This window comes from Pseudoalteromonas sp. OFAV1 (assembly GCF_021532595.1).
GTDB classification, from domain to species: domain Bacteria; phylum Pseudomonadota; class Gammaproteobacteria; order Enterobacterales; family Alteromonadaceae; genus Pseudoalteromonas; species Pseudoalteromonas lipolytica_C.
In genome coordinates this window covers 17,700-33,941 of record NZ_JAKGBG010000013.1, presented here as the reverse complement: position 1 = coordinate 33,941, position 16,242 = coordinate 17,700, and the positions used below count along the sequence as shown (strand labels likewise).

Below are 16,242 nucleotides of genomic sequence, written 5' to 3'. Positions count from 1 at the left end.
AGTGTAATAGATTAATTCAATATTTAGCCCAACAAGATTGCTAAAATAACAATAAAAGTATTGTTTTTTTATTACCAAGTCGAACCGGCTTGAATGTAAATAGCATTCTGTTCTGGGCCATGTGCTACATCTAACCCTATGGTAATACCATAATGCTCATCGATGAGATAACGAAAGCCCGCACCGACTGTATCAATGGTTTCTGCCTTTGATAAGTCAGAAAAATTATCAGCAGCCCAGCCCATGCCAGTAAACACATTAAGCTTTATTTTATGGGTGATTTTATAGCTTGCTTCTGCTTCAGTAACAAAAACATCCAAACCTTGATAACGGGTAGCAGACACACCGCGCAGGCTAATACTTGGCGGAATATAAACTGGTAAGCGTTTTTCACCTCGATTATTAACAGAGTCATATTGCATACGTAATGCAAAGTTAAACTTATCGGTATAACGCCAGTAATTAAGAGCGGTTAATTTTAAGCTGCTGTAATCAACTTTACTGCCAATTGCCTCATCGAAATATAAGTACTCGGCTTTATAGTTAAAGCCACGCTCAGGGTTAAGTGGGTTATCTCGGCTATCGTACTCTAACAAGGGGCCAATACCTGACGTATTTACATCTAGAGAAAGGTGTTCTTTGATAATGCCATTCTCGAGCAAGTAATCTTCAATTGGATTTTCTGCTAGACTAATATCCACTTGGCGATAAATCTGCTTAAAACCATAAAAAAAGTTACTGTTGTCATAACGTAATTTAAGATTTTGAAATACTGCAGGGCCTTCAATATTTAGCGAAAGTGGTGTGAGTAGTTTTATTTCATCAAAGGTATAAAAATCGAGATTAATACTCGCCCAGCCAACAATCCCTTGGTAGCGAATTCTGTCTTCGTCCCAAAACGTTATGTGGCCAACGGCACCCCCTTTTGTGCCATTTTTAGTGCCCATTAGGCCAACTAAACTGATGCTTTGAGGTAGGGTAGAGCCCTCTTTCTTTTTTTTAGCTTTCTTTTCATTATCGTGAAAAAATAAACCAACCACACCAAGACCAGGCCCTACTGCTGGCTCTGTAATAAACGTGGGGATGGGCAAAAACGAAATGGGCTCATCAATTTTTTGTTGCTGATTACTTAATTGTTGCTCTGCTGGTTTAATTGCGTATTCATCATAGCTAGAGGCAAGGCAATAATCACTTAATAAGCTTGCTGACAATACACTTATTACTACTACTTTTTTCACTTAATCCCTTACCTTAAATATCAATTGCTGTCTTGTTAAAGTTGATAGTTAAATTCTAGACGATGATCGCCATCCATAAAGTCAACGTTTCTATTCCAGTTAGCGAAATAGCGTAGATTCATACGCGGGTTAATCTGATAACTTGCAGCAAACTCATGAGTTAAAATATGGCTTTGGTTTAGGCCATAGTAATGGTCTTTATAATTATCACTTCCACCAATGGTGGTTAGCCAAAAAGGATTGTAATTAAGCCATATTTTGTCAGTTATAGTCACTTTTGCGTACATGCCAATTAAGCCATAGGCTCCCATTATGGAGTAACCACTGTCTCGACTACCGTCATCTTCAAGAGCATTTCTCCAATCGATGCTCCGACTCCGGCAAGCGGGTAAAAGCTAAACTTGCCCACTGGTTTTAATGCTTTTATATAGCTATGCGAAACATCCATACTTTCATCTGCAACCAAATTCGCATTTAGGTTGTAGGAAGCATCAAGTTGTTTAGCGCTCATCGAAGTTAAATCAACCGAAAAGTTACGAAAGCGAAAAGAATCAATGGAATCAGTGGTTTTGTTATCACTCTCCCAGCCTAGCGCATCACCGTAAATCCCTTTCACTTCGATAACATTCATGCCAGCAGTTGTTGTTATACCGGTGTCATAGGCTTGTCCTACTTTAAGGTTAATCCCCTTGTTAGTTGAGCCTGCGCCTATTTGGGTATATACCGCAAGTGGGTCCGACATATCTTGCACTTCTTTTTCATTAGCTGACAAGTTTGATAGTTGAAACGCAAGTGAAAATAAGAACGAAATTCGTAGAAAAGGCATGTGTTTTCCTTACACAAGTAATAAAAAGTTGCTTACTAATTCTTAAGGTACTTATAGTCTATTTATTTATTGAATTCAATCATCAAGCCGCTAAATAATTTGGAGTATTTTAAATGAATATAGCGGTTTAGAATCTACCCGCTGCAATATAATAAAGTGGATTTGGGTTTAATTATGATAATGGCTAACCTAGTAAAAACAGTAGAGAGTATACTTTAATAAAAAAGTTTTGATTTTATGAATAATTGATTTAAATCGTTTTTTACTAGATTAGAAACTAGACGTATTTTGTTTTCATCTTATACTAAACTGAGCTCTTTAGGAGTAAATAGTACTATTAATAAAAAGGGATAATTTATGAAAAAACTAATAGCGGCGGCTATTTGTGGCTTAGTTTCAACGGTAAGCCTAGCAGCAGATAAACCAAACGTATTAGCCATTATGGTTGATGACGTTGCGCCAATCTCACTCAGTGCATACTCGCACGGTATGACCTACCCAACCCCTAATATTGATCGCATTGCTAACGAAGGTGCATTGTTCACAGACCACTATGCACAACCTAGTTGTACAGCGGGTCGTGCTGCGTTTTTAATGGGGCAATTACCAATTCGAACAGGCTTAACAACGGTAGGCCAACCGGGTAACCCACTTGGTATTAAAGAAGCCGATCCTACCTTAGCTGAATTTTTAAAAGATCGCGGTTATATGACTGCGCAATTTGGTAAAAATCACTTAGGTGATTTAGATGAGCACTTACCAACAAAGCATGGCTTTGATGAATTTTACGGTAATTTGTATCACTTAAATGTATCTGAAGAGCCAGAGCAAGCGGATTACCCAAAAGATCCTAAGTTTGTGAAAAAATTTGGCCCACGTGGTGTTATCGAATCTTACGCCAATGGCAAAATCATTGATACGGGTCCACTTACTCGCAAACGTATGGAAACCTTTGACGAAGAAGTGTTAGAGCGTTCACTTAACTTTATGGAGCGTGCAGTTAAAGCGAAAAAGCCATTCTTTATTTGGCACGCTACAAGCCGAATGCATGTATACACTCACTTAAAACCTGAAAGTCGTAATTTAGCGACGGGCATTAGCTCTGAAGAAGATATTTTTGGTAGTGGTTTGATGGAACACGATGGTCATGTTGGCAAGCTACTGGATAAACTGGATGAGCTAAAAATTGCCGATAACACCATTGTTATTTACACCAGCGATAATGGCCCTGAACAATCAAGTTGGCCAGATGCTGGAACAACATCGTTCCGCGGCGAAAAAATGACAACATGGGAAGGGGGCGTGCGTGTGCCTTTCTTAGTTCGTTGGCCAAACAAAATACCAAAAGGCTTAAAGCTAAATGGTATTTCATCGCATGAAGATGTTTTCCCAACGATTGCCGCAGCACTTGGCGAGAACAACTTACGTGAAAAGCTTAAAAAGTCAGATAAAGTTTATATTGATGGTGAGAATAACTTAGCGTACTGGACTGGTAAGGCGGATAAATCAGCGCGGAACTTCTTCTTTTACTACTATGAATCACAGCTAACAGCTGTTCGTTTTGGCCCGTGGAAAATGCATTTTGCAACCAAACCAACAGGGTTATATTACGATGATATGGTAACGCACAGTATGCCTAAGCTATTTAACTTACGTAAAGATCCATTAGAGCACTACGACGGTATCACTGGCTTTCACCAAATTATGCGTAAGAGTTGGTTGCTACAGCCGATCATTGCTAAGTTAAATGAACATGTACAAACTTTTGTTGAGTTTCCACCGCGTCAGGAAGCGGCGTCACTTAACGTGAATGAAGCAATCGAAAAAGCAAAATCACTGAACTATGGACATTAATAGTTCTCCTTAAGTTCAATAGAAAAGGGCCTACTTGGCCCTTTTCTAATGCTTATTAATTAATACTCTTCATCATTTCGAGCTGTTTCACAAACTGCTGAACTTGCTGGTTACCGGGCACTAACCTCGCTAAGTTTCTGGCATAAAACAACGCTTGATTGTAGTTTTCTTCTGCCACATACCACTGTGCCAGACTGTAGCTAATATCCGGGTTATTCGGAGTCAGATTAAAGGCGCGTTCAAGCGCAGATATAGCTGCTGGCATATTACCTAAATCTTGTAACAGTAATGCGTAGGTAAACTGATAGTTTGCATTTTCTTGTGCATACTGTGCAGCTTTTTGTAAATGTGTAAGGGCGGTGTCTTTTTGTTTTGTGCGAATAAGGCTCATTGCCAGAGCATAATGAATATCGCCGCTTTCTGCATTAACGTCTAATCCTTGTTTCAAGATGGCTTGCGCTGCTTTTTCATCGCCTTGGTTTCGGTATAAATCAGCTAAATTGACATAAGCAGGAGCAAAAATAGGCTCAACACTGATTGCTTGTAGGTAATGTGTTTTGGCTTGCGCTGGCTTTTGTAGTGTAAGCGCCAGATTACCTAAATTGGTATGGGAATAGCCGCGCTCTGCTTGGTATTGTTGAATATCTTTGTACTCATCGAGCGCTGAATTTAAGCGCTTAGTGTCTTGCTCATTGAGGCCTGCTGGGAACGGCTGAGTTAACATGCCTGCAAGTGCTCTTGCTGCTTCGGCTCTGATTGGTAAATGTTCATCATCTAAAAGAGGATTTAATAGGCGCCAGCGTTGGTTGATATCAAAAGGCATTGCCGCTTCAATGGCTGCTTGGCGTTTCAATGGCTCGTTGTCTTTTACTGAGCGAGCAATCGCAACGATAGCATTGTTATCGGGGCTTGCGGCTAAGCGGCTGAGCGCTGATGCGCGAATAATCTCAGGAAAGCCCTTATCTTGCACAATTTTAGTCAGCATGGTCGATGCATTAGGTAGGCGGTTATCGGCGGCATAAAACGCCTCAGAAAAATGCGCAGTACCAAGATATTTTGAATTTGGGTGCCAGTCTTTTATTTTGGCGACCGCCCATTGCGGCGTTTTATCTTCATGGCAGCTATTACAGGCATTAGGAGCATTGGTTTTTAATGTTAAATCAGGGCGAGGAACTCGAAAGCTGTGGTCGCGCCTTGCATCTACTTGCATATAGGTCGTGGTGGGCATATGACAATCGACACATTGGCTACCTGTACTTGCCACTTTATGGCCGTGATGCTTAGGTGTATCGAACACCTCTTGGCTATGACATTGCGTACAAGTTTGATTCCCAGGCAGTTTTAATTTACCCGAATGAGGGTTATGGCAGTTAGTACAGGTAACCCCTGCATTGAACATTTTACTTTGTAAAAACGAGCCCCAAACATAGTCTTCATCCCACACTTGACCATCAACGTGATAAAGCTCAGGAGTGAGTAACGAGCCTTGAAAGTTTTGCAAAAAGCTATGTGTGTCTTTACGGTCATCAAGCTGTGAACGGCGAGCATGACAGGTTGCACACACTTGCACTTGCTCGCTTTTAACCAGTGGCTGTACGCTTTGCATACTGCCATCAGCTTGTTGAGTAAACAGTGGGGTTTGCTTTTTAATGTTATGGGTAAAGCCCTTATCGGCAATACTGCTATCGCCATCAGCCCATTTTAAATGAGCTTGGCTATCGCCATGACACGCTTTACAGCTCACGTTAATGCTTGAATAACTTGAGTTAAAGCTATTCGTTTTAAGGTCAAATTGCTTTTTGAAATCAGTTGAGTGGCAATCGGCACACATATGATTCCAGTTTTGGCCTTTTTGCGCCCAATGAAATAGGTCGTGTTTTTTCTGCTCAGGATGCAGTACAAACCAGCGCTGACCGCCGTCTGTTTTACTGCGTGAGTCCCACGCAAACGGAAATAGCTGTATGTGGCCTTGGCCCATATCAAACATGTATTGCTGCAATGGCTCATAGCCAAATGTGTATAAAACCGGGTAGTCAGTTAGCTTGCCATCAAGGTTTGGCATGCTTATAAAGAGTTGTTGGTCTTGTTGATAAAAGCGCGCTTGCTGGCCTTGATAGTCGAGGGTTTGTTCGTTGAAATTACCAAGCACCGTAGCGGGAGTGGCTTTTTCCATAGCATGAAAATGATGGGATGTTTGCCAGTCTTCAACTTGGCTTTGATGACAGTTAATACACTGGGATTCTGCAAACACACTAAATGCGAACAAGCTGCATAGCAGCCAAGCCAATCTAATCACTGAATAAATCCTTTTTATTTTTACCACATGCACTTATGAGTTATATCAGTTTGTTACTGATAAGCAAAGTCGGCTTATTAAAACGAGGGTGTAAAAAAGCCCGATAAACTCGGGCTTAGTAGATTATAGACTTTTCTTTGGTGGAAGCGCGACGTTAGCAAAAATAAGCCCCGCCACTAATGACATAAATATCAAGAAGGTTTGTTGGCCAATATGCTCTGCATAGACGAAATCTTGACCTTCAATTAATGAGTTCAAACCAATATAGGTTTTACTCCCCGGTACTAATACGATTAAACCTTGCATAGCAACAATGGAGGCTGGTGCATTAGCAACACGGTTAAACAAGTTACTAAAAACCCCTACAGATAAAGCGCCAACAAATGTGCCAAGTGTGTAGTCTAGATACATGGCAGATCCAATGCTTGTGCCATAGGCGATAAAGCCAGACGCAATAGACCAACCCGCATGCTTTAGTTTGGTTCTAAAAATCACGATTAGGCTGCTACATAGCATGAATATAGCAAGCCATGCTGTCCATTTTGGTAAAGGATCTGGTTGCACGTAGTCTGCTTGACCAAACATAGCGAAACCAATTCCAATACCAATAAAAGCACCAAAATACAGCTTAAACAGCAGCATGAATGAGTCCATCACCCGTGCTGTACCAGACACCAAGTGCCGAGCTGCTAACTCTGCTAACCCCAAAGCTAATGCTAAGCCGGGTATAAACACAATGATGGCTGATAGCACCACCAATCGTATGTTTATTTCGGCGTCTAGGTAAACACTGACCGCACACGCGATAATTGCAGAAACAATGGCCACTAAAGGCTCGAGCATATGCGCAACGCGTTTTGAGCGTGTTGACCAAAGCACAAATAAGTACACCACTAAGGTGATCAGTGCTGACCAAAACACATCATTCCAACCGGTACCCATTAACATGGCAAATGCACCGCCAGAGGTTGCAAAAGCAACGCCAGTCATAAATTTATTATACGGGTTTGGCAGGTTGTAAATGATGTCGAGTTGTTTATCGACCTCTTGTAGCGTTAGCTCGCCGTTGAGCATTTTGTTTACTAAATCATCGGTATCTGCCAGCGAGCCTAAGTCGTGATCGCCCGGATCAACACGCGCAACATGGGTATACTCTTCTTCGTGACCATCTGTCCAAATAACAAAGGTCACTGATGTTGGCGACATAACAAAAGATGATTTTAAGCCGAGGTAAGTCGCAACTTCCATTAAGTGCGCTTCTAGTCGGTAAGCAGGTGTACCGTATTTATGAAGCATTTTGCCAAGCTTCACGATAAATTTTCGTTTTTCAGTAAACGTTGCGGTTTTCAAAGGCGTTTTGAACCAAAGGTTAAATTGTTCAGTTAAGGATAGACCAAAATTCAATAAGATATAGTCTAGTCGTAAGACAATATCGCTTAAATTGACCAGCGCGATTTTAGCGACAAAAGCCGCTATGTCTAGTGTTATTTACAGCAAAATCACTTATTTTTAGCTTCAATCCATTGCGCCATATATTGGGTAGATCGCATGGTGTGATGTTTGAGCATTTGGCCGGTAAAATTTTGCTGTCTATGCTGTGCTAATGACTCACTAATGGCGGTGATTTTAGCGATTAACTGCGACTGAAGTTTTGATTTATCATAATATTTTTGCAATAACAGCTGGCCATTTTGCTGTGCCTGAGTAAATAACGCTTCATCTTGATAAAGTGCCACTGCTGCATCAGCAAATTGCTGTGCATCTTCACATATTGCACCTGACCACGGCTCGTTTTGATGCATGCCTTCACTGCCAATCGGAGTTGTTACGCTTGGTGTTTGCATGATCATTGCTTCGAGTAACTTGCCTTTAATACCTGCACCAAAACGCAGTGGAGACAAACACACGCGTGCATCTTCCATGACTTTGTAGGCATCATCAGCCCAGCCTTTTATTAAGAAACCGGTTTTTGGATTGTTCAGCGCTGTCGCCTTTGGTGGCGGGTAAGAGCCATAAATGTGAAGTTCGGCATCGGGCAATTGTTTGCGGATCAGCGGCCAAATTTGTTGTAAGTACAAAACAGCATCCCAGTTTGGCGCATGACGAAAATTACCTATGGTCATAAAGTGTTTACGCTCTGCAAATGCTTTGGTGCTGGTAGGAATATGCTGCAAATCAACCAAAAATGGTAAGTGGTGAAGTAGGGCGCTATCAACTTTGAAAACGTCATTGAGTAGCTGCATCTCGTAGTGCGAGATAATTAAGCTGATGTCTGAGCGTAAAATAGCGGCGATTTCTCGCTTTGCAATATCACTGTGTAAATCGCTATGGCTGAATTCTCGGCCTGCTTTGTGAGCTTCGTGGCGTGCATTTCTGAGGCACTGTAAATCTTCGGTATCAAGAATTTTAAGTGCGTTAGGGCAGTATTTATCGACTCGCCAGCCAAACTGCTCTTCCATCATAAAGCGATCAAACATCACAATATCAGGATTATACCCTTGCACGTACTCATCAAAGCTTGAGCAGTTTAATGCAATGACCTGCGTGGTGATGCCATCTTCACTGAGATCTACCATATGTTCGGTTTTTTGCGCTGGGCTTGCAAATTCAACTTGCCAATTTTCTGCACGAAAGGCGCGCAGGAGTGACATCATGTGGGTGCCGGCTGCAGACGAATTAGGCTCAGGCCAAACATAGCCGATCACTAACACTTTTTTCATTGACTTGAGTCTCGTATTTTTAAGTTAACATCCACCAAGGTGCGAACTGGGGGTGTTGATTTATCTAAGAGTTCTTTTAACACCTGACAGGTGCGTTTACCGATTTCATCGGCATTAATGGCGATGGTTGAAAGAGAAGGCAGCATTAAGCGCGAATCTTCTAAGTCATCAAAGCCAATAACTTTGATGTCTTTACCCGGCTCGAGGCCGTGTTGACGCATTGCTTCAATCGCGCCATAAGCAATTACATCATTAAAACAGACAATGGCTTTGGTATTTGGTGCTTGCTCTATAAGGGTATTAAAGGCTTCTCGGCCACCTTGGCGATTTGTCGGCGCTTGAATAACGGGTTTTTCATCGGTGATATTAAATTGCTCAAGCGCAGACAAAAAACCACTTAAACGTTCATGGTAATCAGATATTTCTGCGGTGCCACCTAAAAAGGCTATATCTTCAATGCCTTGCGATAAAATATGGCTGGTTGAAATGTGTGTGCCTTTCTTGTTATCAGGCAAAATACACGGCGCTGATGAAAATGGAATTTCGCGCATGATATTAATAACCGGAAAACCACTATTTATGAGATCATCTTGCCACTGCTGCTGTGTGCCCGGAGCCGGACACATAATAAATGCTGCTACATTATATTCTTTTAAGGTTTTCACCACTTGGGTTTGTCTTTCTACGCACTCTGCAATATTTACCAGCATCGGCAACATACCAAGCTCAAAAATGTGTTTTTCGAGGCCAACAGCAAGTTGAGCTGAGTAGGGGTTGGTTAAATCATTTATAACCAACGCGACTAGGTTAGATCGTTTACTGCGAAGCGCTGCTGCATCACGGTTATACACATAACCAAGCTTATCAATGGCAGCCAGTACTTTTTCTTTACTTTTTTTACTGACCTTATCACTGTTGGTAAGGACCAAAGACACGGTTGATTTTGAAACTTGCGCTTGTTCAGCAACATCCCAAATTGTGACTTTGCCTGTCGATTTTTTCATTTTTATTAGCAAAAGTGGTGAATAGCGTGTGTCTATTTTAGCTTAAAGTAGGTGTTTAAGTCACTGATTGGCTGCCAAAAGAGCCGAAACTCTTTATGAAATGCTGCAAACATGTTCTACTTGTTTACATAATCGAAAATAAAAACGAAAAAGGAACGAACATGAAAGCATTTAAATTGCTTTTTGCGCTAGTCATTGGCGCAGCTGTTTGCACACCCAGTTTTGCTAATCAAGGTTATCAAACTCCATCGCCAGCGCTAGCTGCTGTGGTTGACGCTAAGCTTGCGCCGAGTAGTTATTTATCAAATGATGGTCAGTGGCTGGCGTTATTTGATAGAAAACGCATTGATACACTACAAGACTTGGCTAAAGAAGAGTTAAAACTTGCGGGTATTAAGCTTAACCCTGCTAATTTTTCGCGCTCACGAGTGCGTAATAAGTTTACATCTTTAGTGCTTAAGCATGTTGAAACCGGCTCTGAAATTGTTGTATCGGGTTTGCCAAATGGCATTTTACGCTCACCAAGTTGGTCAAGTGACAGTCAGTACTTAGCGTTTGTGGTTGAGCAAGCATCGAGTGCTAATTTATGGGTTTATAATGTTAGTACTAAACAAGCCCGTCAGTTAAGTGACACCTCGCTTAATTCGGTTTTAACCAGCACACCTTATACTTGGCTACCAGATAGCAGCGCCATTGTTGCTAATGCAGCGGTTAATATTGGTAAAGCTCGCTTAACAAACGATAGCACGCAAGTGATGCCTGTTATTCAACAAAGTAGTGGTGAGAAAGCACCAGCGAGAACTTATCAAAACTTATTAACCAGCCCATTTGATGAAGCCCTATTTAAGTTTTACGCACAAAGCCAATTAACTTATATTCCGCTCAGTGGTCAGGGCCAACCGATTGGTCAACCTGGGTTAATTAAAGCGTTTTCGGTCTCGCCTGATTCAACCAACATTTTGGTTGGTATGATTGATGAGCCTTTTTCATATCAAGTACCTTTCAGTCGTTTTGCTGCTACATGGCAAATTTGGGGCATGCGTGGTTATACTTTAGCTGAGCTCGCAAAACAGCCTTTAGCAGATAACATTCCACAAGGTTATGACAGTGTGCGTACTGGTCGCCGTGATTTTCAATGGCGAGCAGATCAAGGGGCTGAGGTTATTTGGGCTGAGGCCCAAGACGGCGGTGATATGAAAAACGACGTGCCTTATCACGATCATCTTTATAGTTTAAAAGCCCCTTTTAAACGCGATGCTAAGTTATTTGCCAAAGTTGAACGCCGTTTTGACTCAATTGCTTGGGGCAATGGCAATGGCAATGTAGCCTTGTTATCTGAGTGGCGCTTTAGCGACCGACAAAAACGAGTTTTTGTTATTCAACCGCGTAATGCAGATAAAAACCGCGTGCTATTTTCTGAGCGTAGCTATAACGATGCCTACAAAGATCCCGGCTATCCAATTTATGAAAAGAATGACTTAGGTGCTGATGTATTAAAAGTGGTTGGCGGTCGTTACCTTTTCTTACGCGGTAACGGTGCATCTGAACAAGGCAATATTCCGTTTTTAGACCGTTATGATGTAAAAACCAATACCACAACACGCGTTTGGCAGTCAGAAGCGCCATACTATGAGCGTGTGCGTGCAATGCTTGATGACGAAGGCGAACGTTTAATTACCATTCGTGAATCTAAAACTGAGCAGCCTAACTTCTTTATTCGCGACTTAGACGATAAAACCCTCACTCAACTTACGACCTTTGAGCACCCTTACCCAGAATTTAAAGGAGTGACTAAAGAGTTAATTCGATACAAACGTGACGATGGCGTTGAGCTAAGTGGTACGCTTTATTTGCCGCCGGGTTATGATGCAACTCAAGGCCCGTTACCAGTTCTAATGTGGGCTTATCCACTTGAATATAAAGATAAAGCTGTTGCGTCACAAATGCGCGAATCGCCGTATGAATTTACCTATATCGGTTATTGGGGTCCAATGCCTTATCTTGCAAAAGGTATTGCCGTATTTGACGACCCGAAAATGCCAATTGTGGGAGTTGACGGTAAAGAGCCAAACGACTTATTCCGTAAGCAGCTGGTGGCAAGTGCTAAAGCTGCGGTAGATGTACTTGTAGAAAAAGGTGTGGCAGATAAAGACAAAATAGCCATTGCCGGTCACTCGTATGGTGCCTTTATGGTGGCGAATTTATTAGCGCATAGCGATTTATTCAAAACAGGTATTGCACGCAGTGGTGCTTACAACCGTACCCTAACGCCATTTGGTTTCCAAGGTGAAGAGCGTGATTTTTGGCAAGCACAAGATGTGTACGCGGCGATGTCACCGTTTTTCCATGCTGAGAAAATCAATGAGCCTATGCTGATGATCCACGGTCAAGAAGATCCAAATTCGGGTACCTTCCCAATGCAAAGCGAGCGTATGTACGCTGCATTAAAAGGCCTAGGAAAAGAGGCTCGTTTAGTGATGTTACCTTATGAGGCGCATGGCTATCGCGCTCGTAAGAGCCTGCTACATGTGCTTTGGGAGCAAGAACAGTGGTTAGATAAATACTTATTAAGTGACGAAAAACCCGAAGAGCCAGTTGCCGTTGAAGGTGACACTCAGTAATTATTTAGTTACTTATATTAAAAATCCCCGCCCTTTAAGCGGGGATTTTTGTATTGGCTACTTGCATATTCTTTTATCGATTTATATTTAAAAACTGGCAAATGATCATAAGCATGAGAATGTAAGATTTTTCTGATTTAACCAATATTAATTAAAATATTCTTACTAAGTCCGTCAAGTGGTAGTAGATTTAGACTGAATGGTGAAACAAGCAGTTTACCAACTCTAGGATAAATGATGTTCTAGTTATCAGTCATGTATATGGTTTTTGATGCTGGTTGTGGGGTGAGTATCGGCCGGAACTAAATTTTTATACTAAGAGATTTGACCAATGGTAAAGATGAAAATAGATAAAAGTTGTGCCTTACTTCTTATTGCGTCTTTTGGCTTAATTCCTATAGCTCTTTCTTATGGAGTAAATCCTGAGCTAAGTCTAAATTACCTGTTTGAGCTAGATATAAACAATGTTAATGGCAATCATATTTTTAGAGCTGTCATGTTTTTGTACATATTTAATTTGGCGTTCTGGCTTTTAGGGGTTGTAAGAGCATCGTATCGTCGTATTGCATTAATCGCGTTATCTATATTTATGCTTGGTTTAGCAATGGGTAGGTTATTAAGCTTCATGTTAGACGGGTTGCCCCACTGGCTATTAATTTTATATTTTATATTGGAATTTTCTATAGGTTTCAGTGCATTGTTTCTTATAACACAAAAGCAGAATGAAGAGTAAAAAACACTCATTGGATTGGTTGAATTGAGTCAATAATAAACCGCCATTTTTACACGAACGTGGTTTAAGCTTCTAATTTTATTTTTTAATTTTCAGCGTTTGTTTAAAATTACTACAGCAATTTGAAAGTGAGTTCACTAATACATTAAAGGAATAATGAAATGTTTATAATTCAACTAACGTTTTCTGATAATAAATCTCAAGCTAAAGATTTCATGGAAGGCCATAAAAAGTGGCTTCAGACAGGCTTTGATAAAGGTATTTTTGTATTATCTGGAAGCTTGCAGCCTAACGCAGGCGGCGGCATTATTGCAGTCGATGTTTCAAAACAGGAGATCGAAGAAATTATCGCTGAAGATCCTTTTGTAATCGAAAATGTAGTTAAATCTGAAATCATTGAGTTAACGCCATCTAAAGCTGATGAACGCTTATCATTTTTGTTTGATAATCGGTTTTAATTGCTCGCTTAACCAATCAATAAACACTCGGGTACGTCTTGGTAAGTGACGTCGATTTGGGTAGACGATGTTCATAGGCATGGGCGGCAAATTATAGTCAGGTAAAACTTGGATAAGTTCACCACGGCTGAGCTCGTCGAGAACCCCATGACGAGGCACTTGAATAAGGCCAAGCCCTGCTAAACACGCTGCTTTATAAGCATCCGTATTGTTAACTGTAAGCTGCGATTTCATGGTGAGGGTTTGCCAATCGCCTTGTGTATCTTGGTATTCGAAGCCGGGGTCAAGTTGACCGAGTGTTTGGCTATAGCGAACAATGTAGTGCTCGGCTAAATCGCTAAGTTTTGTGATGTTGCCATAGTTTTTAATATAACCTGGGCTTACACAGTTAATCATCGGGCAGTGGCCAATTCTTTTCGCAATCAGCGATGAGTCTTCTAATTGACCGACTCGCACTACGCAATCAAAGCCTTCTTCAATTAGGTTAACTCGTCTGTCTGAACTACTCAGTTCAATCTCTAATTGCGGGTGTGCAGATAAAAAGCTGTCTAGATTCGGCAGCACTAAACGCCGGCTAATTGGCTGTGGCATATCTACTCTAAGACGCCCTGATAACGCTTCGTCTTTTTTATGAAATAGGGTTTGTAGTTCGTCTATATCAGCAAGCATATCTTTGCAGCGCTGATAAAAAACCGTGCCTTCGTTGGTCAGCGTAACTCGCCTTGTTGTGCGGTTTAGAAGCCGAGCACCTAACGTATCTTCGAGTTGTTTGACCAACTGCGAGACGGATGATTTAGGCATGCTCAACGCAAGTGCTGCAGCCGAAAAGCTTTTTAGCTCTGCAACCTGAACAAAGGTTTTCATGGCACTCAGTTCATTCATGATTGTTTGTTATTTACGAACAGTTAATTCAATTTTACATGGTTTATCTGGTTTTGCAGTGTAAATATACTGGTTGCTCACAATTACTTCAAAGCAAAAGGGTAAGCATGATGAGCAACAAAATTGCAGTGATCACCGGTGGTAATCGCGGTTTAGGTAAAAATACAGTTTTAAGTTTGGCACGTAAGAACATTGATTGCGTATTTACTTACAGAAGCCATAAAGATGAAGCGCAGCAAGTTGTAGAGGAAGTAGCTGCACTGGGGGCAAAAGCCGTCGCCATTCAACTTGATGTGAGCGATATTTTAGGTTTTGCTGAATTTAAACAAACACTTGAAAGTACCTTAGCAACACAATGGCAAACGTCTCGATTTGATTATTTAATTAATAATGCAGGCCATGGTAGTGACAGTGCATTTGCTGATACCAGTGAAGCTATGTTTGATAATTTAATGAATGTACATGTAAAAGGGGTGTTTTTCTTAACGCAAACACTGCATGAGATGATCAATGATGGCGGGCGTATTATTAACTTATCTTCAGGGCTGACACGCTTTGCATTACCAGGAAAAGCGGCCTACGCCACCATGAAAGGGGCCGTTGAGGTATTAACCAAATACATGGCAAAAGAACTTGCTGGTCGCAATATTGCCGTGAATGTCGTCGCACCCGGTGCAATTGCCACTGATTTTGGTGGTGGTGCTGTCCGTGATAATGAGCAGGTTGCGCAATTAGTCAGTTCATTTACAGCCATGGGGCGCGTTGGCCAAGCTGATGACATTGGTCCTATGATTGCGCAGCTACTCGGTGATGAAAACCGTTGGGTGACCGGGCAGCGCATTGAAGCATCAGGTGGTATGTTTTTATAAGCCTGTTAGCAATCGCGTGTTTGTTTGCTTATTTAAGTGAATGTGATTTAATCGCTTTCTCTTTTTAAGCAATAAACATGTGATTGCATTTATGCTCGATTTAGCAGTACTCGCGGTTTTTATTCCGACCTTTTTCTTTGTGTCTATTACACCAGGTATGTGTATGACGCTTGCCATGACGTTAGGGATGAGTGTGGGCGTTAGACGTACGTTGTGGATGATGGTCGGTGAGGTGTTAGGCGTTGCCACGGTAGCCATTGCTGCGGTGATTGGGGTTGCCAGTATTATGCTTAATTACCCTGACTTATTTGCCTTTTTAAAATACCTAGGTGGTGCGTACTTAATATACTTAGGTGTTAATATGTGGCGCGCTAAAACCAGCTTTAAACCTAATGATGATACACAGCAACAAATTGGTCGTGGGCAATTATTTTCGCAGGGTTATATCACTGCCATTGCAAACCCAAAAGGGTGGGCATTTATGATTTCTTTACTCCCTCCGTTTATTAATGTTGATTTAGCGGTTGCCCCTCAGCTTGCGGTATTAGTGAGCATTATTATACTGAGCGAATTTATCTGTATGTTGATTTACGCAACAGGCGGAAAGAGCTTAAGGCTGTTTTTAGATAAAGGCGATAATGTGAAGTGGTTAAACCGTATTGCTGGCGCGTTAATGATGTGTGTGGGCGTTTGGCTGGCGCTAGGCTAATACTAATTTGGATAATACCCATCCGAATACGG

General features: G+C 41.4%; 14 protein-coding genes. 6 read left to right on the top strand and 8 right to left on the bottom strand.

Annotated features, from left to right (window positions below; genetic code table 11):
* Positions 1-71 precede the first annotated feature (71 nt).
* The 3 genes from L1267_RS09520 to L1267_RS09510 are packed head-to-tail and all read right to left on the bottom strand — an operon-like array spanning position 72 to position 2,064.
* A complete protein-coding gene (locus tag L1267_RS09520; protein ID WP_235382681.1) occupies positions 72-1,238 on the bottom strand; it encodes a BamA/TamA family outer membrane protein in 1,167 nt (388 codons plus the stop codon).
* A gap of 35 nt (positions 1,239-1,273) precedes the next feature.
* A complete protein-coding gene (locus tag L1267_RS09515) occupies positions 1,274-1,549 on the bottom strand; it encodes a hypothetical protein (RefSeq protein ID WP_235382680.1) in 276 nt (91 codons plus the stop codon).
* Entirely contained in the window at positions 1,549-2,064 is a 516-nt protein-coding gene (locus tag L1267_RS09510) for a hypothetical protein (RefSeq protein ID WP_235382679.1), read from the bottom strand. Before L1267_RS09510 ends, L1267_RS09515 begins: the two co-directional genes overlap by 1 nt.
* A 357-nt stretch (positions 2,065-2,421) precedes the next feature.
* Here L1267_RS09510 and L1267_RS09505 point away from each other — a divergent pair, with 357 nt between their 5' ends.
* Positions 2,422-3,918: an arylsulfatase gene (locus L1267_RS09505; protein WP_235382678.1), complete on the top strand. Its 1,497-nt coding sequence runs from the start codon at positions 2,422-2,424 to the stop codon at positions 3,916-3,918.
* A 55-nt stretch (positions 3,919-3,973) separates the two neighbouring features.
* Here the strand turns inward: L1267_RS09505 and L1267_RS09500 are convergent, their stop codons facing one another.
* The 4 genes from L1267_RS09500 to L1267_RS09485 all read right to left on the bottom strand — a co-directional run bounded on the left by L1267_RS09500 (position 3,974) and on the right by L1267_RS09485 (position 9,938).
* On the bottom strand, positions 3,974-6,214 hold the full coding sequence (locus tag L1267_RS09500) for a tetratricopeptide repeat protein (protein ID WP_235382677.1): 2,241 nt from the start codon (positions 6,212-6,214) through the stop codon (positions 3,974-3,976).
* 123 nt (positions 6,215-6,337) lie between these two features.
* The gene (locus L1267_RS09495) at positions 6,338-7,564 is read right to left on the bottom strand and encodes a threonine/serine ThrE exporter family protein (RefSeq protein ID WP_235382676.1); all 1,227 of its coding nucleotides are present in this window, start codon (positions 7,562-7,564) and stop codon (positions 6,338-6,340) included.
* 149 nt (positions 7,565-7,713) lie between these two features.
* Positions 7,714-8,934 (bottom strand): glycosyltransferase, encoded by a 1,221-nt coding sequence (locus tag L1267_RS09490; protein ID WP_199527817.1) that lies wholly within the window; start codon positions 8,932-8,934, stop codon positions 7,714-7,716.
* Positions 8,931-9,938, bottom strand: a complete 1,008-nt coding sequence (locus L1267_RS09485) for a LacI family DNA-binding transcriptional regulator (protein WP_235382675.1) — start codon at positions 9,936-9,938, stop codon at positions 8,931-8,933. Before L1267_RS09485 ends, L1267_RS09490 begins: the two co-directional genes overlap by 4 nt.
* Before the next feature lie 161 nt (positions 9,939-10,099).
* Here L1267_RS09485 and L1267_RS09480 point away from each other — a divergent pair, with 161 nt between their 5' ends.
* From L1267_RS09480 to L1267_RS09470, 3 genes are all read left to right on the top strand, one after another.
* A complete protein-coding gene (locus tag L1267_RS09480) occupies positions 10,100-12,559 on the top strand; it encodes a S9 family peptidase (RefSeq protein ID WP_235382674.1) in 2,460 nt (819 codons plus the stop codon).
* A gap of 340 nt (positions 12,560-12,899) precedes the next feature.
* A complete protein-coding gene (locus L1267_RS09475; protein ID WP_135926890.1) occupies positions 12,900-13,292 on the top strand; it encodes a DUF4345 domain-containing protein in 393 nt (130 codons plus the stop codon).
* 161 nt (positions 13,293-13,453) lie between these two features.
* Positions 13,454-13,750, top strand: coding sequence for a YciI family protein (locus tag L1267_RS09470; RefSeq protein WP_135926891.1), 297 nt, complete (start codon positions 13,454-13,456; stop codon positions 13,748-13,750).
* Here the strand turns inward: L1267_RS09470 and L1267_RS09465 are convergent.
* Positions 13,724-14,632 carry a LysR family transcriptional regulator gene (locus tag L1267_RS09465; protein ID WP_235382673.1) on the bottom strand — a complete coding sequence of 303 codons (909 nt, stop codon included), beginning with the start codon at positions 14,630-14,632 and terminating at the stop codon, positions 13,724-13,726. The two genes, L1267_RS09470 and L1267_RS09465, sit on opposite strands and share 27 nt — an antisense overlap.
* A gap of 107 nt (positions 14,633-14,739) precedes the next feature.
* On the opposite strand from L1267_RS09465, the gene L1267_RS09460 reads away from it, so the two are divergent.
* Together L1267_RS09460 and L1267_RS09455 are read left to right on the top strand one after the other, a co-directional pair.
* Positions 14,740-15,501, top strand: coding sequence for an SDR family NAD(P)-dependent oxidoreductase (locus L1267_RS09460; protein WP_235382672.1), 762 nt, complete (start codon positions 14,740-14,742; stop codon positions 15,499-15,501).
* Between the two features lie 91 nt (positions 15,502-15,592).
* Entirely contained in the window at positions 15,593-16,210 is a 618-nt protein-coding gene (locus L1267_RS09455; protein ID WP_235382671.1) for a LysE family translocator, read from the top strand.
* Positions 16,211-16,242 lie beyond the last annotated feature (32 nt).